Source organism: Candidatus Methanoperedens sp. BLZ2 (genome assembly GCF_002487355.1).
Classification (GTDB): domain Archaea; phylum Halobacteriota; class Methanosarcinia; order Methanosarcinales; family Methanoperedenaceae; genus Methanoperedens.
Window position 1 is genome coordinate 67,473 of the sequence record NZ_NTMG01000060.1, and the last position, 20,317, is coordinate 87,789.

General features: G+C 41.5%; 22 protein-coding genes. 9 read left to right on the forward strand and 13 right to left on the reverse strand.

The window, feature by feature from the left end; translation table 11 throughout:
- Positions 1 to 9 precede the first annotated feature (9 nt).
- Complete coding sequence (locus CL181_RS11075) at positions 10 to 813, reverse strand: DUF2071 domain-containing protein (protein WP_097299368.1); 804 nt, start codon at positions 811 to 813, stop codon at positions 10 to 12.
- Positions 814 to 1,143: 330 nt separating this feature from the next.
- Between CL181_RS11075 and CL181_RS11080 the strand changes: the two genes are divergently transcribed.
- The 4 genes from CL181_RS11080 (at position 1,144) to CL181_RS11095 (ending at position 2,818) form a co-directional block, all read left to right on the forward strand.
- Positions 1,144 to 1,725: a hypothetical protein gene (locus tag CL181_RS11080; protein ID WP_097299369.1), complete on the forward strand. Its 582-nt coding sequence runs from the start codon at positions 1,144 to 1,146 to the stop codon at positions 1,723 to 1,725.
- Positions 1,726 to 1,730: 5 nt separating this feature from the next.
- Positions 1,731 to 2,033 carry a hypothetical protein gene (locus CL181_RS11085; RefSeq protein WP_097299370.1) on the forward strand — a complete coding sequence of 101 codons (303 nt, stop codon included), beginning with the start codon at positions 1,731 to 1,733 and terminating at the stop codon, positions 2,031 to 2,033.
- A gap of 75 nt (positions 2,034 to 2,108) precedes the next feature.
- Positions 2,109 to 2,483 (forward strand): HEPN domain-containing protein, encoded by a 375-nt coding sequence (locus tag CL181_RS11090; RefSeq protein WP_097299371.1) that lies wholly within the window; start codon positions 2,109 to 2,111, stop codon positions 2,481 to 2,483.
- 2 nt (positions 2,484 to 2,485) lie between these two features.
- Entirely contained in the window at positions 2,486 to 2,818 is a 333-nt protein-coding gene (locus CL181_RS11095) for a nucleotidyltransferase domain-containing protein (protein ID WP_176505179.1), read from the forward strand.
- A 1-nt stretch (position 2,819) separates the two neighbouring features.
- Here CL181_RS11095 and CL181_RS11100 read toward each other — a convergent pair whose 3' ends face one another.
- On the reverse strand, positions 2,820 to 4,178 hold the full coding sequence (locus tag CL181_RS11100) for an asparagine synthase-related protein (protein ID WP_097299373.1): 1,359 nt from the start codon (positions 4,176 to 4,178) through the stop codon (positions 2,820 to 2,822).
- Positions 4,179 to 4,473: 295 nt separating this feature from the next.
- Here CL181_RS11100 and CL181_RS11105 point away from each other — a divergent pair, with 295 nt between their 5' ends.
- Together CL181_RS11105 and CL181_RS11110 are read left to right on the forward strand one after the other, a co-directional pair.
- On the forward strand, positions 4,474 to 5,946 hold the full coding sequence (locus CL181_RS11105) for an aldehyde dehydrogenase family protein (RefSeq protein WP_176505180.1): 1,473 nt from the start codon (positions 4,474 to 4,476) through the stop codon (positions 5,944 to 5,946).
- Positions 5,947 to 5,954: 8 nt separating this feature from the next.
- A complete protein-coding gene (locus tag CL181_RS11110; protein WP_097299375.1) occupies positions 5,955 to 7,235 on the forward strand; it encodes an aspartate aminotransferase family protein in 1,281 nt (426 codons plus the stop codon).
- Between the two features lie 257 nt (positions 7,236 to 7,492).
- Here CL181_RS11110 and CL181_RS11115 read toward each other — a convergent pair whose 3' ends face one another.
- From CL181_RS11115 to CL181_RS11135, 5 genes are all read right to left on the reverse strand, one after another.
- Entirely contained in the window at positions 7,493 to 8,509 is a 1,017-nt protein-coding gene (locus tag CL181_RS11115; protein WP_097299376.1) for a TRM11 family methyltransferase, read from the reverse strand.
- Positions 8,503 to 9,330, reverse strand: coding sequence for a tRNA pseudouridine(38-40) synthase TruA (gene truA / locus CL181_RS11120; RefSeq protein ID WP_097299377.1), 828 nt, complete (start codon positions 9,328 to 9,330; stop codon positions 8,503 to 8,505). The genes CL181_RS11115 and truA overlap by 7 nt, the downstream gene beginning before the upstream one ends.
- Positions 9,321 to 11,942 (reverse strand): DNA mismatch repair protein MutS, encoded by a 2,622-nt coding sequence (mutS, locus tag CL181_RS11125; RefSeq protein WP_097299394.1) that lies wholly within the window; start codon positions 11,940 to 11,942, stop codon positions 9,321 to 9,323. The genes truA and mutS overlap by 10 nt, the downstream gene beginning before the upstream one ends.
- Positions 11,943 to 11,949: 7 nt before the next feature.
- Positions 11,950 to 13,224, reverse strand: a complete 1,275-nt coding sequence (locus CL181_RS11130; protein WP_097299378.1) for an APC family permease — start codon at positions 13,222 to 13,224, stop codon at positions 11,950 to 11,952.
- A 161-nt stretch (positions 13,225 to 13,385) separates the two neighbouring features.
- Positions 13,386 to 13,799 carry a cytochrome c maturation protein CcmE gene (locus CL181_RS11135; RefSeq protein ID WP_097299379.1) on the reverse strand — a complete coding sequence of 138 codons (414 nt, stop codon included), beginning with the start codon at positions 13,797 to 13,799 and terminating at the stop codon, positions 13,386 to 13,388.
- A gap of 88 nt (positions 13,800 to 13,887) precedes the next feature.
- Between CL181_RS11135 and CL181_RS11140 the strand changes: the two genes are divergently transcribed.
- On the forward strand, positions 13,888 to 14,634 hold the full coding sequence (locus CL181_RS11140; RefSeq protein ID WP_097299380.1) for a sulfite exporter TauE/SafE family protein: 747 nt from the start codon (positions 13,888 to 13,890) through the stop codon (positions 14,632 to 14,634).
- Here CL181_RS11140 and CL181_RS11145 read toward each other — a convergent pair.
- Both CL181_RS11145 and CL181_RS11150 read right to left on the reverse strand, forming a co-directional pair.
- A complete protein-coding gene (locus CL181_RS11145; protein WP_097299381.1) occupies positions 14,620 to 15,405 on the reverse strand; it encodes a ribonuclease H-like domain-containing protein in 786 nt (261 codons plus the stop codon). The genes CL181_RS11140 and CL181_RS11145 overlap by 15 nt on opposite strands.
- A gap of 3 nt (positions 15,406 to 15,408) precedes the next feature.
- Complete coding sequence (locus tag CL181_RS11150; RefSeq protein ID WP_097299382.1) at positions 15,409 to 16,872, reverse strand: DNA-directed DNA polymerase II small subunit; 1,464 nt, start codon at positions 16,870 to 16,872, stop codon at positions 15,409 to 15,411.
- A gap of 130 nt (positions 16,873 to 17,002) precedes the next feature.
- Here CL181_RS11150 and CL181_RS11155 point away from each other — a divergent pair, with 130 nt between their 5' ends.
- A complete protein-coding gene (locus tag CL181_RS11155) occupies positions 17,003 to 17,746 on the forward strand; it encodes a proteasome assembly chaperone family protein (RefSeq protein WP_097299383.1) in 744 nt (247 codons plus the stop codon).
- A 6-nt stretch (positions 17,747 to 17,752) separates the two neighbouring features.
- The gene (locus CL181_RS11160) at positions 17,753 to 18,142 is read left to right on the forward strand and encodes a DUF473 domain-containing protein (RefSeq protein WP_097299384.1); all 390 of its coding nucleotides are present in this window, start codon (positions 17,753 to 17,755) and stop codon (positions 18,140 to 18,142) included.
- A gap of 2 nt (positions 18,143 to 18,144) precedes the next feature.
- Here the strand turns inward: CL181_RS11160 and CL181_RS11165 are convergent, their stop codons facing one another.
- From CL181_RS11165 to CL181_RS11180, 4 genes are all read right to left on the reverse strand, one after another.
- Positions 18,145 to 18,504 (reverse strand): hypothetical protein, encoded by a 360-nt coding sequence (locus CL181_RS11165; protein ID WP_097299385.1) that lies wholly within the window; start codon positions 18,502 to 18,504, stop codon positions 18,145 to 18,147.
- 2 nt (positions 18,505 to 18,506) lie between these two features.
- Positions 18,507 to 18,722 (reverse strand): hypothetical protein, encoded by a 216-nt coding sequence (locus tag CL181_RS11170; RefSeq protein WP_141398882.1) that lies wholly within the window; start codon positions 18,720 to 18,722, stop codon positions 18,507 to 18,509.
- A gap of 2 nt (positions 18,723 to 18,724) precedes the next feature.
- Positions 18,725 to 19,291, reverse strand: a complete 567-nt coding sequence (locus CL181_RS11175; RefSeq protein ID WP_097299387.1) for a flavin reductase family protein — start codon at positions 19,289 to 19,291, stop codon at positions 18,725 to 18,727.
- A gap of 183 nt (positions 19,292 to 19,474) precedes the next feature.
- Positions 19,475 to 19,999, reverse strand: a complete 525-nt coding sequence (locus tag CL181_RS11180) for a heme NO-binding domain-containing protein (RefSeq protein ID WP_097299388.1) — start codon at positions 19,997 to 19,999, stop codon at positions 19,475 to 19,477.
- Positions 20,000 to 20,317: the final 318 nt, after the last annotated feature.

Sequence of the window (20,317 nt, forward strand, 5' to 3'; positions counted from 1 at the left end):
TAAGGAAGCTTACCTTACAATAGCAACTTCCACCATAGAAACATCCACCTTTTTGGCAATATATGCAGATACGGGTTCGGAAGCACCGCCAAAGCCAATGATTGAGGAGGATAACATATTATTTAGTTTAACCGGACGCAGCCTCCAGGGGGCATGCTTTATTTTTACACCATAGACCGCGCCAACGGGTGCACGCGCATATACCCAGAACCGATCAGTCAGAAAACTCTCAAGGCTTCCTTCCGAAGGCGTGAATGGGTCAGCCATATCTATATCCCCCTTAATATCCGGGGTATTCAGGGCAACATGGTTGTCGCGTACGTTATAATCAAGACCGCAGGCAAGATGATAGGGCATGCCGAATATACGCGCCCCGAGCGCGGGGAGGATGCGATCAACCTGAGTATCCAGAAGTATAATTCCCCGTCCTGCACCTGCTTTCACATAGGTGCGCACATTAAGCTGGTTGTACGAAAGAAAGATACTGCTAAGGGGCAAAAGTAAACCCGGGGAAGGCCCTATCGCACGTAGCGCTACAAGGCTTACATATGCATCGCCATTAAAGAGATCAAGGCTAAGACCAGCGGGGATATGCGGCTCAAGCTGAGCTATGGGCGCGCGCCAGTGAATAAAGAATGTATCATACCAGAGCATCCGTGCGTAATTCATTAATCCCCGCTCATCTTGAACCTCTGCCGGATATGCAGAGCAGCTTAAATTATCCTGATAAGGTCTGACCTTAGCGCATATATAGTTACCCTGGCTCCTGGCTCTGCATACGAATGCGAAGTCGGCTATGAACCCCTGTTTCATAAATGAACATGAAAAAAACAACGCAAAGTAGAGCTTGATAATGTAGATGATTTGCCTGCTCCAATTAGGGCGGGGGGCGCAATCATTTTAGGTGAGCAACTCAAAACACCTATTATGAACTGAAAACAGCGACTCTGCGCAGTTCGCATTATCGCCCAGCCACACCGACACATGGCGCGCCTGGAGGGCGTAACACGTCCCATCTTAGCTCATATACAATAATTGACCGTCAGCATTGGGAGATATATTTTTATGAAAGTGGTGTAAATTTTTGGAAGATTATTTATACTTAATCTGATATGACTAAATAAAATATATTTGAGGTTATTTATGAGTAACTATGGTGAAGAATTAGCATATTGGTATCTGAGGCTAAATGGATTTTTTCCAATTACGAATTTTGTTTTCCATTCATTGAAAAAAAAAGATGAAACATGTTATAATGCGGATGCTGATATATTAGCGATTCGTCCACCAAATGTAATTGAAGTGATAAAAGAAGGGGAGGTAGGATTAGACGATAAAATAATATCTGGGGATGAGAAATCAAGATGTGTCTTTGTTTATTGCGAAGTTAAGACGGGCGAATATAAGGTTGATGATAAATTTTTTCCAACAGAAAGAATAAAATATGTGTTCAAGCGTTTTGGCTTAGACCCAAATGTAGTAACAGAAGACTCACAAATATTGATTGGAAATAGAACTTTCAAAAAAATCCTTATTGCTAATGAACTGAAAAGGAATGCTGACAAAAAAGCTACATTCATACCTTTAGAATCAACAATTGAATTTATTAGAGGAAGATTTGAATCTTATTATGAAGATAAGTATCCTTCGAGGATGTTCTTTAATTCATCATTGATCCAACAATTTATCAATGAAGCAAATAATAAAAAAATAAAAATGGAGTGACCTCGATGGATATTACAACATGGGACGGAATTATTATAGGTAGTGCCGGAGGCTTTATTGCTGGGGTAGCGGTTTGGCTGACAAATTTAATATGGGAGAAAATAATCGAATGCCGTGACAAAAAACGAATATATAATTGGTTATATAAAGTAACAAAAAATGAAGAAAAAAAAAAATGGCAATGGCGTTCTACTAGAGCAATTGCCAACCATAACAACTTCACTGAAGTTCGAGTGCAGTACATCTGTAGCATTCATGAAAAAATTGTTCGGAATGCAAAAGGAAATGAAGTGTGGAGAATAAGATAGTTCATTGATATAGAATAAGATTTAACTAATAATATATGTATATATAATGAATAACGGAGATATCTCTTGAATCAAATGGAAAAGAACTGGTTGTCACAATCGGAACGTGATCTTATAACAGCAAAAAATTGTGCCAGATCAGGAGATTTTTATGCATCAGCGTTCTTTTGTCACCAGACTATTGAAAAATGTTTGAAAGCTCTGTATATATCCAGATTTGACGACCTTCCTCCTAAAACCCATCATATTGATAAATTAGCCAGATTGTTAGAAGCGCCAGATGATATTGTCAATATAACATATGCTCTTTCAGAAGATTACATGATGACGCGATATCCTGATGTTACAGATAAGCTTCCATTTCAGTCATATAACGAATCGATGGCAAGTCAGAAGATATCACAATCTGAAAAATTGCTTTTATGGGTTAAGAAAAAATTGGGTGAATGATAATGGAAGAATATCAATTAAAAGATACCATACTTCAGCAATTTTTAAGAGAAAAAAAAGATTATATTATTAAGAAATACAAACCTACCAAATTTATCCTTTTTGGATCAAGGGTATGGGGCAAGCCAGATGAATTCAGTGATATAGATATGATATTGGTATCAAATGAATTCAACAGGGAAAAATTCGCTGGCAGAATGGGTAAAATACTTCAAGATTTAAGATTTCACGAACACATTGATGTATTATGCTATACTCATGAAGAATTTGAAAGAAAATTGAAGGAATCTTATATTGTCCGGGATGCTGTGAAAAAAGGATATAATGTAATATAGATCAATCTTGCTGCTTCAATTCTCCCAGATATCTCCCCAAAGCTCTCTCTCCCCTGTACCCGTTTTTCCGTGCAATTTTTTCCATCGCAGAATAAATCCCGCTGCTGTACTGCGCCGCCTTCTTCTCTTTCCATACAAGCTCATCAGGAAGGATTTTCCCTGCCGCCAGCCTTAAAATATATTTGCGTATCCCGTTATGTATTTTGAGTTCAGGAGCGATCCGCAAAGCAAGTTCAATGACGTTCCGGTCAAGGTAGGGCACCCTTAGCTCGACTGAATTTGCCATAGTCACCGCATCATCACGCTCAAGATTATTTTCTGCGATATTGTCAAGGTCTTTTTTTAGCGCAATCCCAAGTTCTGATGGTTTCATAGACTCATACCGCTTATATCCGGCAAATAATTCATCCGCACCCTGGCCTGAAAGCATGACACGAAATCCATCACGATGTGCATCTTTTGATGCAAAAAATAAAGGTAAAGCGATACTTACTTTCATAGGATCACACGATTCGATCGCCCTGATCACAGCAGGAATTGCACTTTCCAATTCATCCATAGTAAGTTCATGCAGATGCAGGTTATCCGAAAGTTCAAGAAGCATGGCTGCTTTCTCTGTCTGGCCAATATCATGCGAGCCAGCCATGCCAGCTGAATATAACTTTGCATCCCTGCATAGCGCAGCAAGAAGAGAACTGTCAAGGCCGCCGGAAAATGCGATCGCGCATGGCACAAACTGTCTTTTCTTTACAGATCGTTCTATCGCCTCAAAAAGCAAATCTTGCGCGTCTTTGGCCAATATTTCCCCGGAAGGAAAACCTGACACTTTTTTTTCAATTATATTCCCGGCGCAAAAAGTCAGCATGTGACCCGGCTTAAGAGTTTTAATTTCAGATTTAGATTCACCTATTGTATATAATGCTTTTTTCTCAGATGCAAAAGCAAATCCATTGCCGGTAGAATAATAAAGCGGTTTTACACCAGCAGGATCGCGCACAAGGGATATTTTTCCATTTTCGATATACGCAAATGCATAATCACCATCCAGTTCGCCAACCGCGGTTTCTATACCTCCGGATTTGATCATCTCAAAAAGAGTCTCACTATCAGAATCGGTTTTAAGATCAAGGGCTTTTGCAATTTCCCTGAAATTGTATATTTCCCCGTTATATGTGAGCGCGCCGCAGTTTGAGATCGGTTGCGTTTTTTCTCCTGTTATTTTAAGCAGGACATTACCAATAGAAATACCACTTTGCGAAAAAATCCCACTGCCATCAGGTCCCCTGTGCCTGATGACTTCAAGCATTTTTCGGACTGATTTTTCAGAATCTTTTCCCGCAGCGCCAGCTATTCCGCACATTATGACTTCATTTACTGAAGGGTTTAAAAAATTACCTTATTTTTCATCGTCATTTTTCATTGGACAGTCCGGACACAACCGTCCGCATCTTCTTTTTTCCTCTTTTTTAGTCTCTATATTCTTATCAGGCATTAGCTTGTTCGCCTCCTTACACTCAATATTATGGTTATAATAATTGTAAGGATATGAACTTTTCCATAACAGTATTGATACCACGTTTATCCCATTCATTTTGATGAACGATGCAAAACTTTAAAATACGTTAGCCTACAACTTTATAATAGAGTGAGGAATCATGCAAGAATACAAACTTTTCATTAACGGCGAATGGGTAGAATCAAGCAGTGGCGAGATGTTTGATGATATAAACCCTGCAACTCTTGAATTGATCGGGAAGATTCATAAAGCAAATGAAGAAGATGTGAAAAATGCAGTTGATGCAGCAGAAGATGCATTTGATACCTGGAGCAGCACTCCTGCCCCCAGGCGTGCAAAGATATTATTCAGGGCAGCACGAATGCTTGAAGACCGGAAAGAAGAGCTTTCACGCCTCATGACAATGGAAATGGGAAAAGTCCTTAAGGAAGCGCGCGGAGATGTCCAGGAAGCGATCGATATGGCATATTATGCAGCAGGAGAAGGGCGTCGCCTTTTGGGAGAAACTACACCTTCGGAGCTTGCTGATAAATTCTGCATGACCGTTCGCCGCCCCATAGGCGTAGTGGGGCTAATAACACCCTGGAATTTCCCGATAGCGATCCCTGCATGGAAAGTAATGCCAGCTCTCATAGCGGGAAACACGCTCATCTTTAAACCTGCAAGCGATACGCCCATCCTTTCTATTGAACTTGTAAAAATTCTCCAGGAAGCAGGTCTTCCTGGTGGCGTTTTAAATCTTGTGACAGGCGAGGGAAAAACTGTCGGAAGCCAGATAGTTCATAACAGGAAGATCAGGGCGGTTTCATTCACAGGTTCTCTTGAGACAGGGAAATGGATACTTGGCGAAGCTGCAAGGGATATGAAAAAAGTATCGCTGGAACTGGGCGGGAAAAACCCGATCATTGTTATGGATGATGCAGACCTTGACCTTGCAATTGACGGGATTGTATGGGGCGCATTCGGAACCACAGGACAGCGCTGCACTGCAGCAAGCCGTGTGATCGCACATTATAAAATCCTTCCTGAGCTTCTGAAAAAGCTTATCGAGAGAACGAAAAAACTTAAAACCGGGAATGGTCTTCTTGAAAATACCGATGTTGGGCCGGTCATTAATAATTCACAACTCCAGAAAATAGCAAAATATGTGGATATCGGAAAAAAAGAAGGCGCAAAACTTGTACTTGGCGGGAATATTATCAAACCCCTTCCAGGCTACTTTTTTGAACCTACAATATTCACTGATGTATCACCTGACATGAGGATAGCGCAGGAAGAGATATTCGGTCCGGTTGTTTCTTTGATAAAAGCGCAGGATATTGATGACGCGATACATATTGCCAACTCTGTTGAATATGGCCTTTCTTCTTCCATTTATAGTGCAAATTTAAAAAATGCTTTTAAGGCTATTGAGAAAATAGAGGCCGGGATCACATACATAAACGCATCTACGATCGGCGCAGAGATCCATTTGCCTTTTGGCGGCATCAAATCCACAGGCAACGGGACCCGCGAAGCAGGAACGACCGCCATAGAAGAATTTACCGAGTTAAAGACTGTTTATTTTGATTACAGCGGAAAACTACAGAAAGCACAGATTGATATTGAATAGGAGAAACTATGCCAGAAAAAAACCAAACAGCAAGAGAGATAATAAACCGGGACCATAAAGTTTCATCGCCATCCCTTACGCGTTCTTTTGACCTTGTGGTTGACCATGCGGAAGGTTCAACGATATTCGATGTTGAAAGAAAGAGCTATATCGATTTTGCGTCAAGCGTTGCGGTAATGAACATCGGCTATAACTGCAGCAAGGTAAAACAGGCGGTATGTGCCCAGATGGAAAAAATGGTGCATTGCGGATACTCGGATTTTTACGCAGAGGAACCAGTAAAACTGTGTGAAAAACTGTGCGAAATGACTGGTTACGAAAAGGTTTTCCTCTCTAATTCAGGAACAGAAGCTGTTGAGGCTGCCATGAAACTTGCTTTCTGGTACACAAGAAAAAACAGTATGATCGCATTTTACCGCGCTTTTCATGGCAGGACTCTTGGCGCACTTTCTCTTACCAGTTCTAAAATAAAGCATAAAGAGCATTTTCCATCATTGCGGGTCTTGCATTCGGATTATGCTTACTGTTACCGTTGCCCTCTCAACCTTGAATATCCTGAATGCGGCATATCCTGCGCAAAAGAGATCGAACGGACTATTTTTAAACGGGAACTGTCCCCGAAGGACACGGCTGCCATCGTTGTTGAACCCATACAGGGAGAAGGAGGGTTCATAGTCCCGCCGCCAGAGTTCCATAAAGAGATCAGGAGGATATGCGACGAGAACGATGTATTGATGATAGCAGATGAGATCCAGAGCGGTGGATTCAGGACCGGAAAATTCATGGCGCTTGATAATTTCGATGTGAGGGCAGATATCGTCTGCATGTCCAAATCCATCGGTGGAGGCATACCACTGGGAGCAACGCTATCAAGCAGCAGGATAATGAGCTGGCCTCCGGGGACCCATGCTAACACATTTGGCGGGAATCTCCTTGCTGCCGCAGGAGGACTTGCGACACTTGATTTCATGGAAAGTGCAAAGCTTGGCGAAAAGGCAATCGAAAAAGGGAATTATCTCATAAAACGATTGAATGAACTGAAAGAAAAATATCCGATAATCGGGGATGTCCGGGGCATCGGGCTTATGACAGGTGTGGAACTTGTGGAAGAAAATAAAGCTCCAGCCATTGAAAAAAGAGATATTATAATTAAAAGATCGCTTGATGGGGGGCTGATATTATTGCCAGCAGGTGATTCGGTAATAAGGTTCGTACCTCCGCTGATAATTAAAAGTAGTGAAATTGATAAAGGTCTTGAGATATTTGAGACTGCGCTTGGATCAATTTGATCGTAAACTATAAATACTATCGTTCGTATATATACGAATTGGAGTGGGCAGAAGTTTTTTTGAAATCACCACCATAATCCATTCTGCTCACCAACCCTTTTCTCATGGTTATGGCACAATCGACAATAATTCAATCAGTTTACACCGATCGTAAACTATAAGTACTATTGTTCGTATATATACGAATTAGTGGGCAGAAAAATGGCTTTTTTCTATAGCACCATAATCCCCCTCCTGCCCACTCCTATCCAAATTATCTAAATCGGTTTTTCAAGTACCAGTATCCGCCGGGTCAGGCTCTTATGCACTCTTTGCAGATGTATCTCGACCACATCAAAACCTGCATCCAATGCTATAGCTTCGATGGGACGCTCGGAAATAAAGACTAAACGTTTCCCGCTTTTTAAAACGCGATATATCTCTTTCATGGATATGGCAAGCATATATTCAAGAGATTCGGCTTTAATTGCCGCAGATCTTCCGTATGGCGGGTCTGTGACCACAGCATCCACGCTTTCATCCCGAAGCGCAAGGCGGCATGCATCTTCATACATCAATGAATAGTCTGCATTATAATGATCAAGGTTCATCTTTGCACCAAGCAGAATTTTTCTTTGCATATCTCCGCCTATCACTTTTATACCGATGAATCCGGCTTCCACAAGAATTCCCCCGGTTCCGCAAAATGGGTCTAAGAGAGTTTCCTGCGGCATTGAAATATTCACAAGCGCCCTTGCTACCCTTGGCATCAGGACACCCGGATAAAAAAAAGGTTTGAAATGTGGTTTTCGTGCTTCGAAAATACTGCGGTCAATTGAACAAATCAGACTGGCGAAAATGCTTTTATCTTCCGTAAGCACCACCCTGAACTGTATTTGCGGATTTTTCAGGTTTGCACGTTTTCCTTTTTTGTAAAAAATACCCCCGATCTGCCTCTCCATCGATTCTGTATTAATCGTAGAATGCTCTCTCACCCGTTTGACACGGATGCTGTATGTTCCTTCAAACTCAGGCATATTTTTTTCAACAAGATTCACGATTTCCTGTTCACTCGGCCCGCCTATACCCAGGACTTTAGTGATATGATGGGTCATTGCAAGCCTTTTTGAAATATTTTCAACCATTTCCCCTGTCCTTGTTTTCAGATCGATAACAAGGCATCCGTCAAGCGAATGGCAAACCTGGAAATCAGCATTTAGCGACCTGAGGCATGAAAATACTTCTGACCCTGGAATGGTGTTATGCTCCCCTGAAAGTTCAAATGCTATCAACATATTTTTTCCGTTTTTAATGTCATGTCTTTTTTAAGTTCATTTAGCATTTGCGCCATTACACCATGCCATAAGAACTCATCCTCCAGGTTTTCCGATGTCTTCTTTTTTGCATATGCATCTTCTTTCCAATCAATATCCCTGTATTCCACGTTCTTGAGGATCAGGCCATGAGCAGGCGCAGGCTGGAGTGCTTCATGGAACTGCGAAGGCTGAAGCATCTTTTCAAGCCATGGAATATCCCTTTTCCCGCTTTCGATCATTTTTAATGCCGAAGCGAGCTTTCGGACCATGTGCCATAGAAAATGGTCTGCGCTGATATCCATGATCGTGAACTCACCAATTGTGCGGATATTTAAATTATAAACTACAGTTGAACTGCTTCGTTCTTTTTCGGGAGTGATAAAATTTGAAAAATCATGTTCGCCTTCTATTAATCTTGATGCACTTCTCAGAAGAGAAATATCCGATTTCCCTGGCATGATATACATGTATTCCCTGGATTTTGCATGGCGGCGCGGATCAAAATCATCAGGTACCTGCGCTCTTGCCCATGTCCATATTGTCCCGGGAAGATTGCTGTTGATAGCTCCGGGGATCGCTAACCCGGATCTGGATGTATCAAATGCTATTACCTGACCACGTGCATGAACTCCTTTATCGGTCCTTCCTGATGCGATATAATTTGCCTCGTGGGGGTTTTTGATTATGTCTAATTTCGCAAGGGATGCAAAAAGTTCACCCTCAATAGTTTTCACATCAGGCTGTATCTGGAATCCATGATAATTTGTGCCGATGTATCCGACTTTCAGGGCTATTCGCATCCCTCACCCACTTTCTTCTTCAAATCAGCAAGCGCGTTAAGCGCCTCAAGGGGCGTCATTGCATCCACATTGAGTTTCTTGAGTTCCTCAACTACCGGTGATTCTTTTGCAGTATTATCCGAATCAAAAAGCACAAGCTGCGTATATTTCGCGCTGTCCTTCCCCCTGCTGCCTATGCTGCTCCCATTCTCCACTTCTTTTAAAATCTCTTTTGCCCTCTGCGTCACCTTAAGAGGCACTCCGGCAAGCCTTGCCACATGAATACCATAACTTTTATCAGTTGCGCCTGGAATTATCTTACGGAGGAACACAAGGTCATTGCCTTCTTCTTTCACTGCAACATGATAATTCTTCACCCGCTTTAAGACCCCGCTCATTGCTGTAAGCTGGTGGTAATGCGTGGCAAAAAGCGACCTCACACCAGCACGGTCCTTATTATGAATATATTCAACCACTGCTTTTGCTATACTGTAGCCATCGTAAGTGCTTGTGCCCCTTCCGATCTCATCAAGAAGGATCAGGCTCCTGGGTGTCGCATTGTTGAGGATATTTGCAAGTTCCACCATCTCTATCATAAAAGTGCTCTGTCCGCTTGCAAGATCGTCAAATGCTCCTACACGTGTGAATATCCTGTCAACAAGGCCGATGGAAGCAAAAGATGCAGGAACAAAACTGCCAATTTGCGCCATTATAACGATCAGCGCCGTCTGTCTCATGAACGTGGATTTTCCAGCCATGTTTGGCCCGGTCAGGAGCAGGAACTGGTTATCCTGGCAATCCATCTGAGTATCATTCGGGACAAACCCGCCCTGAATAGCATATTCTATTACAGGATGCCTTCCGTCCCTTATCAAAATATTGCAGTTATCATTTACTTCGGGCCGTACATATTTGTTATTCACAGCAATTTCTGCAAGGTTTGAAATGACATCGATTTCTCCGAGTGCGTTGGCTGTGACCTGCAATTCTCTGGACTTTCCGGCAATAAAATAGTTGATCTCGGTAAATAACTCAAATTCAAGAGCCGTTCGTTTATCATCGGCAGAAAGTATCATCGCTTCCTTTTCCTTCAGTTCAGGTGTATAAAAGCGTTCACCGTTTGCTGTTGTTTGTTTCCTGATATAATCGGAAGGAACCTGCGAGAGGTTATTTTTTGTGACCTCTATATAATATCCGAAAACAGAATTATACCCGATCTTCAGGGATTTTATTCCTGTCCTGTCACGTTCTTTCTGCTGCATCCGGGCGATCCAGTCTTTGCCGTGAAGTGACATTTCCTTGAGTTCATCAAGCTTTTGATTATACCCTTCCTTTATCATCCCGCCTTCGCGAACTGTAACTGGCGGATCATCAACAAGCGCCCTGTCAAGCAGTGCAACAATATCCTGATGATCACCCAGCCTTTCCAATATATTCAATAAAAGTCCTGATCTTACATCGCTTTCTTTAAGTGATCTTGTGATTTCAGGTATTGTAAGAAGAGAGACTTTAAGTGCTATCAGATCCCGGGCATTTGAGTTGCCATATACGATCCGCCCGATAAGGCGCTCTATGTCACGGATATGCGAGAGCTGGGAGCGCAGATCATAACGCAGAAGTGTTTTTTTGATGATCTCATCAATGGCATCCTGCCTTTCTGTTATTTTGCTCACAGAGATTAATGGTAAAAGAATCCATTTCCGGAGCAGGCGCCCTCCCATTGGTGTTTTTGTATGGTCAATTACAGATAGTAATGAACCAGCTGTCTCGCCGCGGATACCCTGGATAATTTCAAGATTTCTCAGTGTTATCGAATCAAGCACCATGAACTCATTTTCGGAATATGTCCTCATTGACTGGATGTGATTTAAGTCCCTCATCTGGGTTGTTTTTGCATACAGGAGAGAGGCGCCGGATGCCTCAATCGCAAATTTGAGTTTTTCACATCCCATACCTTCAAGAGTCATCACACCAAAATGTTTAAGGAGGCGTTCCCGTGCACTTTTAAGATCAAAAGCTTCCGTATCGAATTTGTTGATAATTATATTAAGCTGGCTCAAACGGTCTTTTAATTTCTTATTTTCAAAAAGCCCTGGAGCAAGTATGCATTCGGCAGGATGCATCCGGGATGCTTCGCTAATTATTTTGTCGTATGAAGTATTATCAGGAAACTGGGTTGTCAGGAATTCGCCAGTGCTGACATCCAGGAATGATATCCCGAACTCCCTGCCGTCACCCGATATTGACATAAGATAATTGTTGGACTGGTCAGAAATAAGAGATGAATCGATGACAGTCCCTGGCGTGATGACTCTTACAACTCCTCTTTTCACCACGCCTTTTGCCATCTTCGGGTCTTCAAGCTGCTCACATATTGCTACCTTGTAGCCCTTCTTTATAAGTTTTGGAAGGTATGAATCAACCGCATGATAGGGGATCCCTGCAAGCGGCATATCCTCTCCCTCTTTATCCCTGCCTCTTGAGGTCAGGGTTATTTCAAGTTCTTTTGCGATTACTTTAGCATCTTCCCCGAAAGACTCATAGAAGTCGCCCATCCTGAAAAAAATCAGGGCATCCTTGTGCTTTTCCTTTGCCTCGTAATACTGCTTCATTGCAGGTGTCATCTTGTTCATATTTGATTTACCTCTTCCATTCCACAAAAGACAGCAATCCCCCTGCAACCACAAGGGCAGTCCCCACAAGAATAACTTTTGCTTCAAGCTGCAAGAGCATGAATATGCTGACTAACATACCCAGAAGGGCAAGCAGCGGGAACCTGCCTATTGTAAATGGTACTCTGAAGGGTCTTTTCACATCTGGTTCCTTGTACCTCAATACGATCATGGAGGCATTTATCACAAAAAATGTTACGAATAAAGTGAAGTTGGCAATGTTTGCCACAAATGTGATATCACCCGCAAAGATGAACAGTAGCGATAACAACGCTGTGATTATTATCGCTATCCACGGTGTTCTCCTTAAAAAATGTACCCTTGAAAGGATAGAGGGTAAATGGAAGGAATTAGCCATCCCATACATTATTCTTGACGAGCCCAGCATCATCAAAAGAACGGTATTGGCAGTTGAAAAAAGAGCAATAATGGTCAGCATGATAAATGCATTGCTCCCAAAAGCAGAAAAAGCAATATCTGCAAGAGGTGCGTCTGATCTACTCAGATTTTCCCATCCGACAACGCTGACAGCAGAAATTGCCACCAGAATATAAAGCACAACACTGATCAAAATAGCAAGTATCAATCCCTTCGGAATTGTTTTCTCGGGAGATTTCGTCTCTTCCGAGAGCTTAACGATACTCTCAAATCCTGTATATGCGAAAAAAACTAATGCTGCAGCCTGGAAAACCCCGGCCATTCCCAGAGGCATTTCAAAATAATCAACCTTCCCAAGATAAGGAACACCTATAAAAATTATGATCAAAAGCCCTGCTGTTTCAATAAGGGTAGCTATAACAGCGAACAAGGCAGATTCTTTTATACCCAGGAAAAGGAGAAAAGAAAGAGCAATTATCAGGACAAACGCCGAGGTAATTATCGGCATACTGAATAATACTTTGAAATAGCCTCCGAATCCGAGAGCCACAGTTGAAGCACCGATCGCTCCGCTTAAGATTATCAGCCAGCCGATAATAAAGGCCAGCCTTTTTCCAAAAGCATGTGCAGTATATTCGTATTCCGCGCTTGCCTTCGGGAACATGGAGGAGAGTTCTGCATAACTCAATCCTGTGAATATCGCTATCAATGCCGAGATGGCAAATGATAACCATAAGGAATTCCCTGCAAGGCCAGACGCTTTTCCAATAAGTGCATATATCCCTGCGCCCAGGATTATCCCGATTCCTGAAAGAGTTACCTCAAACAGTCCCAGCTCACGCTTCAATGCCACTTTTTCACTCATATGTTCTTATATTATCTATAAATTGGTAAAGATTTGGGTGTAATCATGGAAAATAGATTTAAATGGAGAATCTCTATTAGATATTAGAGGGACCTCCTATCCTATCCAAAACTAATTTTTTATGGTTCCTCACCTATCCATTCCAAAAAAAAGAAAAGTATTCATTTGCCCTTCGTATTATTTGCACCAAAAGAATTTTCTCCTTCATATTTTGAAGGACATTTCGTGAGCATCCTGAATGCATCAAACCTATTTCCATTAAATTGGCCTGTAACTGTTGTCTGGATATCAACAACCTCAGCCGGCATGTTAGGCAAGTCCCCAATATAAACAACATCCATTGTTGCAATGCCGTCTGTCATTTTAAAGGTGAGGGTTTTTGTTAGTGGGTCCCAATTGTCAGTACCTTTGACCAGCGACCCGTTAACAATTATGACCTTTCCTGTCAGATTTTCCTTTGCAGCCATAGCGCCGCTTACCTCATACTGGTTCGATGTCCCTGATGTGAGCAGCAGGTATCCCAATAAAACAACAATGATCGAAACACCCAATAATAAACGATTTTTCTTATTCATTTGTATCCTTACGAATTAAACGGTTTTCTTATTCTTAAATGTTTCTTCCAAGCATTATTAATCCTTCGATGTGTTTAGGAAAAATATTATGGATATATTGCTGATCATTGTAATAACATTCCTCATCGCAGTCCTTTTCTCTATAATGGGTCTTGGGGGGGCGATAATATACACGCCGCTTTTTTTCTGGCTGGGTATACCGCTTCTTGCGGCTATCCCAATGGCGCTTTTGTTGAATATGATAACCACGGCATCAGCTTCCATCACTTATTTAAAACAAATGCTTGTGGATAAAAAAATAGCTCTTCCCCTGATATTAACATCAACATTTGGCGCCATTACAGGTTCATATTTTGCATCAAGGATTGAGACCAGGGTTTTAATTATATTGCTTAGCATCATACTTTTGTTTGCAGCACTGCGCATACTGTTATTCAATAATATTGGCTTTATGGTTAAAGATGGAGAAAACAAGAAGATTCTGGTTGGAGCAGGCCTGGCATTTATTTTTGGGATAATATCCTCATTAGTAGGCATTGGCGGAGGCACTTTTATTGTACCACTGCTCCTTATTCTTGGATTGGAAACAAAAAATGCGGTAGCAACCTCTGCATTTATTATCACATTCACCTCATTATCAGGATTTGTGGGACATCTGGTTTTTGCAACCCAAACACTTGATTTGAATGTATTATTTTATGCAGGCCTTACTGCTTTTGCAGGCGCACAGATCGGTTCAAAAATAATCTTCAAACGTGTTTCTCCAAAAGTTATCAGCCGTTTATTTGCTCTTTTTCTGCTATTTATGGCAGCAAAACTTTTATATGGTCTGTGAAAGATCCGCGGCGCACTTTCTATCTTTTGGCGCAATCTCATTATCCACCATTTTCTGGTAAGTCATATCAATAATGGTTTTAAGATTTTCCACATCTTCTTTATTATACTTGATGAGCACTTCCAGGGACTCATCATCCCCTTTCTTATATTTATTCCACAATCGTACAGCCTCAAAACCGGATATTCCCTCGGTTTCTTCGCTTCTTCTTATCCCGAGTGAACATTCGATTTTCTTAAGACCGCCGCTATATCCGATATTTTTTAAAGGATACATAAGATCGATATGCAGGTGATTGAAAAATCCGGGAAATTCATGTTCGATAAAAGGAAGATCAAAACGTGCGCCATTAAAAGTAACAAGCTGCTTGTACTTTGCCAGCTCTTCTGTTGCTTCATCAAGGTTTATGCCCTTGATATATGTTTTTGTTTCTTTCCCGTTATAGACACCGATTATCGTTATGCTGTCAGATTGCGAGGAAAGTCCCGTTGTCTCAATATCAACAAATGCAGTTTTATCTTCAAATTGCCTGTATGCCCTCCATTGATGGCAGGGCAAAAGCCGCCGTGCAAAAAAGATATGGTTTTTACCTGAGAGTTGCTCAATTGATTCTTCAACTCCTGAATATAAGACCCGCTGCTTTTTTTTTGTTGTTTTTAGCGTTCCATGATTTATGAGAAAATCATCCCAGCTTTTTATCCCGGATTTCCATATCGTCCGCTCTGTTGAAGAGCCGATGCAGGGTATATGAATATAGGTATTGTTCAGCATATTTCAATTAAAATCCATTATTTTGTATTCCATTCCAGACAGGTCAACAAGAGTAGCTCTTGCCGGCACAGGCATAAGGTTCATTCGTTTCTGGAATTCTGTCTGGCTTTGCCATGTTCCGCTGTTGATCGCTAGAACATCCCTGTAACGTGAAACACCAACTGTATGAACATGCCCGCAATGGAGGATGTCGGGAATTACATCGATAACGAAATGATCCTTTTTCTCAGGAGCGATCGATACCCTTCCTCCGTATATCGGTGATAGATGTCTTAGTTTTAGCATTTCATGCATCGGTTTTACAGGTTCATTATACGAAAAACCCGGAATACTTGCAATAATGTCATCCATTGACCTTCCGTGATATATAAGTACCTTTACCCCGATATCCACCATTGCGGGATTTCCTACAAAGATAAAATCATTCCTGAACATTCTGGTAATTCTCTCAGGAAAACGTGGCTGCGGTTCAGCTTGCCTCACTGCATCATGGTTTCCCGGTGAAATTATGACCTTTATATGTTTTGGCACTGCGTTCAAGTACTCTGCTGCTTTTTCATATTGTTCATAGATGTCGGAAATGGCAAGCTCTTTATCCTGTCCGGGAAAAATACCTATCCCATCAACCAGATCGCCGGCTATCACAAGATAATTTATATCATCCCCGAGCCAGTCAATGAACTTAAGCCAGGAATCTTCAAGAAAAGTCTTGCTCCCTACATGAATATCGGAAATAAAAACCGCTTTTCCTCCTCTGTTTTTCCCATCGATACTGGCATTCTGGGAATTTGGAATATCGGGCCACGATATTCTATTTACGAACATCAGGTTACCATCAGAGGACAGGGTACCTGTTATTCCTATAACCTCATCAAGCAGGATACGGTTTGCCGATTCAAACAGTTCCTTATCTCTTTCTTTATGGATCAAGATTCGTAGGGTTCCTGTCGGATCTTCTATCTGGATAAGTTTATGGCCGTTTGAGGTAGTCTTGATATCAAGGACCATACCTATCACTGACAGAGGCTCCCTTGTATCAAGATTTCTCTTTTTCAGGCTCTCAATAGGTCTTGCTCCAAGTCTTTTTCGAAGTATCTCACCCAGTGAACTGTAACGGTCCCTGAAATATTGCACAAATTCCGTATATTCCCCGATGCAGGTTGACTGGTTCGTAATATCTTTTAGTATTGTGACCGGACTTTCCCTGTTCCTGATCTTTACCTGGATTGCATCCTGTACTTGTACTTGTATTTGAGGTATATATGAGGGCAAAGAAATGGTCTCTGGCAGCGGATCTTGCGTGAGGGGCCGTATATGCTCGATCCCCACAACCAGAACTGAACTATCCATTGCCTTCACAAGATGTTGTATTTGCTCAGGAGAGCTCGTTCTCATAGCGTCAAGCGCCTGTCTGTCTACCTGGAATCCGGATTCAGCAAAAATCTGGATTATCTCGCCAGTCTCCATATACCTGTCTCCATATTTATTATATATTATTTTTAGAAAGGATAAGATTTTCCTCAAACCTGCATCGATGCTTTTAAAAACTATATCGATGCTTTTATTTACTTTTGATCTAATTAACTATAGTGGAAGTATGGCATCGGAAACAGCAGAACAATTCGTAAAAATTATAAGTGAACCTCTTAAATCAAAGAATCCATTAGTCATTGAAGGGTTTCCCGGCATCGGTCTGGTGGGGAATATAACGTGTCAGCATATAATAGAAGAACTTGGAATGAAGTATATGGGATCTATCGACTCAAAATATTTCCCTCCGTTAGCAGTTCTTTTTAATGGTATGGTCTATATGCCGGTTCGTATTTACGAGGATCCAGGAAAAGAGATAGTCGTAATAATTTCAGATATCCCGATTCATCCAACGGCATCATATGATATCAGCAAGGTTCTTATAGACTGGATGCAGAACATCAATGCCAGGAATATAGTTTCTATCGCAGGAATAGCTACAACAACCGGAGAAAGACGTGTTTTTGGCGGCGCAACAAACGTTGAATTACTTGAGAAAATCAGAGACAAGACTGAAATATTCCAGGTAGGTACTATTTCCGGGATTTCCGGAAGCATAATGACCGAATGTTATCTCCGCGGCTTGCCTGCAATAAGTCTCCTGGGTGAAACCCCGGGCCCCAACCCGGATCCACGAGCTGCAGTCCAGGTAATAACTGCCCTTAATAAAATATTTAATCTTGCTATTGATACTGAAAAATTGCTGGGGCAGGCTGACCAGATAGAACATGAACTTTCAAAGCTTGCTGAACAGGTCAAGACTACTGAAAATTCAACGCAGCCCAAGAAAGAATTCCCTATGTACGGGTGATTTTTAATGCGACATATATTATTGAGCGGAATATCGCATCAAGTCCTGACCGATCTTGAACATGAAAAAATAAAGACCATTGAGATCAGGAGTCCCCATAATTTTCTTTCCGTGCTGGAAACGAATGTGGGAGATATAATATTCCTTACATCAACAAGCGGAGAAGATGTGAGAGCTGGCACCACGGGTCTTATTGCGCGAATTCGCGGAAAACAGGTTTCAATGCACAGGATCATTCAGAAAACTCCCGAGTTTTATGAGGAATCGGAGTTCCAGCTTGCGCGCCTCCAGCTGGAAATGAAAGGGCATGGGCGTGTTCGCCGCTCCGAATGCTGTGAAATTGGGAAAGCATCTGTAGTTGACGCAGACGAAGTGCGTTCCTTTGAAGGAAGATAGGACTAATAGATCTGTGTGGCATCGCCTTCTGCGATAAGCAGCGCAACCTCGTCGATAAATTCCATCATATATTTGTCCAGTTGATCCTTTTGTCGTTCCTTTATTTCAGGATCGCATGGAAATTTATCAATTAATTTTTCAAAATCTTGATAAATTTGATTAGTCTTTGTCATCATTGCTTCTTTGGTTTCATTCATTTGCGCCATGTGGACAATATACCGCCGTAAACGTATGCATCCCCTGTTTTTCCCGAAGCTTTTGTCGAAAAACAGAGGAATCCTCCATGGCCCGCTCTCCACAACTCCAGTCTTGACTGAGGGAAATAACCTTACAATCTCAGGGTCAATTGAATCGGGTAACATTGCTAAAATTCTTCCATCAAATCAAGATCATGTTCAAAACGCGAAAGGATGCACTTTGGCCGTTTCCTGTCCCTTTCCCGTATCTTATCCTGTAACGCTTTATAAATAGCATGATACTCTGCGTCACGCGACGGGTCATGTTTTGCTTCTTCTTTTAATTCATCCGAAAGGTCTTGCAGTTGTCTTATAGACATATACTTATAGCGATCTGAGTTCACAACTACCTCTTTTTTCCTATGGAAAACGCCTTTCCAATGGGTTTGCCGATCCCATAATAGCTCGAAATATCGGGAGCGAATATGACCGGTTTTAATTTTTCAATATCAATAGACCCATTTTCCATCAACATGGACTCATCTGCCTTGACGTCCATAATCTCGCCAATAAACTCCGTGTGGAGCCCTATTTCGATGGTATGTATAAGTTTGCACTCCAGAACTACAGGAAATTCCTTCACGTATGGGGCATCGACCATATCGCTTTCCATGCTGGTAAGCCCGGCCTCTGTGAGCTTGTCCACATCCCTGCCTGAGACAGTACCAAAATAATCGGCTTCCCTGACATACTTTTCGGAAGGAACATTAATCGTGAAAGCTTTTTGCTCTATAATATTGCCGTACGAATATGTCGCTTTCCGAAGAGAGATGGCGATACATGGCGGGTTAGAACAGCAAATCCCGCCCCATGCTACTGTCGCCACGTTCGGCTTTCTTTCTTTATCATAAGTTCCCACAACCCATACCGGGAGAGGATAAACAAGAGTTTTTGCTCCTAAAGACTTTTTCATAAATTTCCTCCTTGTGTTATTTCTTGTTTGTAGATATTTTAACACTTCGGTCGGCTTCTGTCATCTCTTTGCCCCGGCTAAAGATGGAGATCATTTCCTTTTCTCTGGAGTTATAGTATTTAAAAAAAAATAAAAATTAATGTCGATTTATATTATAAATAAAAAAATGAAGATTGTATTGATTCAGTTAGGGAAAATTACTTGCAATCTGTCACTTGAAAGTTTCGTTACTTTCAGGTCTTCTTTATAATATTTTCCCACGCCTTTTACAAGTCCCATTAGGATATCTATTAATCCCCTGTTGGACTTATACTTTATAATCATCGTTTGAGGGCCCTTCCATTCATATTCAAATCTTGGCGGGTGGGCGTTCGGAATATTTTTTGTGACGTTATCGTGGATGCTATCCATCTTCAAAAGCAATTCTTTTGAGGAATTTGTTCCTTTGAAATATGAATTATATACCTTGGGAGCATATACATTAACCCAGTACTCACCAAATGCATCTGCTGCCTGTGCAGGCGAAATTTTAGCAACCTTACATAATGACTCAATGATCTTCATTACTTTTTCATCGTCCACATTCTGAATCGGCGTGAAAAAGGTAGTTTTACTCATGCCAGCTGTTTCCAGGGACTGTTCCCATTTATCATTTCCAAAATTTGATTTTACGAGGTCTCCTAAACATTGAACTATTGCACCTTTCATTTTAATCCTCCTTTATTTGGTCCTGAGTTTAAACAGAAATTACGATATCAACTGTGACCAATCATAATTATCATAATCATAAATAATTTCATAGTATATATAGTTAACTTTACGGATAATGCTGATCATAATATTGAAAAAGCCCGAAAAAATATCCAATCGGCTAATATGTCGGCAGGAGCAACGGATTTTGGGGATTGATGTGTTCATCCTCAGAGATCGAAATTTCCTCATTGTCCGGCCGCTGTGATTTATGCGATACCATGCCAATACTTGAGCACAGACCTAATTTTTCTCTTGCTTTCCCTATATGCAAAA

What these genes read in the sequence shown, in the direction of transcription:
- CL181_RS11095 (WP_176505179.1), top strand. Translation starts at nt 2,486, where the DNA reads ATGGAAGAATATCAATTAAAAGATACCATACTTCAGCAATTTTTAAGA.
- CL181_RS11155 (WP_097299383.1), top strand. Translation starts at nt 17,003, where the DNA reads ATGGCATCGGAAACAGCAGAACAATTCGTAAAAATTATAAGTGAACCT.
- CL181_RS11080 (WP_097299369.1), top strand. Translation starts at nt 1,144, where the DNA reads ATGAGTAACTATGGTGAAGAATTAGCATATTGGTATCTGAGGCTAAAT.
- CL181_RS11085 (WP_097299370.1), top strand. Translation starts at nt 1,731, where the DNA reads ATGGATATTACAACATGGGACGGAATTATTATAGGTAGTGCCGGAGGC.
- CL181_RS11180 (WP_097299388.1), bottom strand. Translation starts at nt 19,999, where the DNA reads ATGAAAGGTGCAATAGTTCAATGTTTAGGAGACCTCGTAAAATCAAAT.
- CL181_RS11160 (WP_097299384.1), top strand. Translation starts at nt 17,753, where the DNA reads ATGCGACATATATTATTGAGCGGAATATCGCATCAAGTCCTGACCGAT.
- CL181_RS11100 (WP_097299373.1), bottom strand. Translation starts at nt 4,178, where the DNA reads ATGTGCGGAATAGCTGGCGCTGCGGGAAAAGATTCTGAAAAATCAGTC.
- CL181_RS11115 (WP_097299376.1), bottom strand. Translation starts at nt 8,509, where the DNA reads ATGTTGATAGCATTTGAACTTTCAGGGGAGCATAACACCATTCCAGGG.
- CL181_RS11110 (WP_097299375.1), top strand. Translation starts at nt 5,955, where the DNA reads ATGCCAGAAAAAAACCAAACAGCAAGAGAGATAATAAACCGGGACCAT.
- truA (WP_097299377.1), bottom strand. Translation starts at nt 9,330, where the DNA reads ATGCGAATAGCCCTGAAAGTCGGATACATCGGCACAAATTATCATGGA.
- CL181_RS11175 (WP_097299387.1), bottom strand. Translation starts at nt 19,291, where the DNA reads ATGAAAAAGTCTTTAGGAGCAAAAACTCTTGTTTATCCTCTCCCGGTA.
- mutS (WP_097299394.1), bottom strand. Translation starts at nt 11,942, where the DNA reads ATGAACAAGATGACACCTGCAATGAAGCAGTATTACGAGGCAAAGGAA.
- CL181_RS11135 (WP_097299379.1), bottom strand. Translation starts at nt 13,799, where the DNA reads ATGAATAAGAAAAATCGTTTATTATTGGGTGTTTCGATCATTGTTGTT.
- CL181_RS11090 (WP_097299371.1), top strand. Translation starts at nt 2,109, where the DNA reads ATGGAAAAGAACTGGTTGTCACAATCGGAACGTGATCTTATAACAGCA.
- CL181_RS11075 (WP_097299368.1), bottom strand. Translation starts at nt 813, where the DNA reads ATGAAACAGGGGTTCATAGCCGACTTCGCATTCGTATGCAGAGCCAGG.
- CL181_RS11150 (WP_097299382.1), bottom strand. Translation starts at nt 16,872, where the DNA reads ATGGAGACTGGCGAGATAATCCAGATTTTTGCTGAATCCGGATTCCAG.
- CL181_RS11105 (WP_176505180.1), top strand. Translation starts at nt 4,474, where the DNA reads ATGCAAGAATACAAACTTTTCATTAACGGCGAATGGGTAGAATCAAGC.
- CL181_RS11140 (WP_097299380.1), top strand. Translation starts at nt 13,888, where the DNA reads ATGGATATATTGCTGATCATTGTAATAACATTCCTCATCGCAGTCCTT.
- CL181_RS11165 (WP_097299385.1), bottom strand. Translation starts at nt 18,504, where the DNA reads ATGTTACCCGATTCAATTGACCCTGAGATTGTAAGGTTATTTCCCTCA.
- CL181_RS11145 (WP_097299381.1), bottom strand. Translation starts at nt 15,405, where the DNA reads ATGCTGAACAATACCTATATTCATATACCCTGCATCGGCTCTTCAACA.
- CL181_RS11130 (WP_097299378.1), bottom strand. Translation starts at nt 13,224, where the DNA reads ATGAGTGAAAAAGTGGCATTGAAGCGTGAGCTGGGACTGTTTGAGGTA.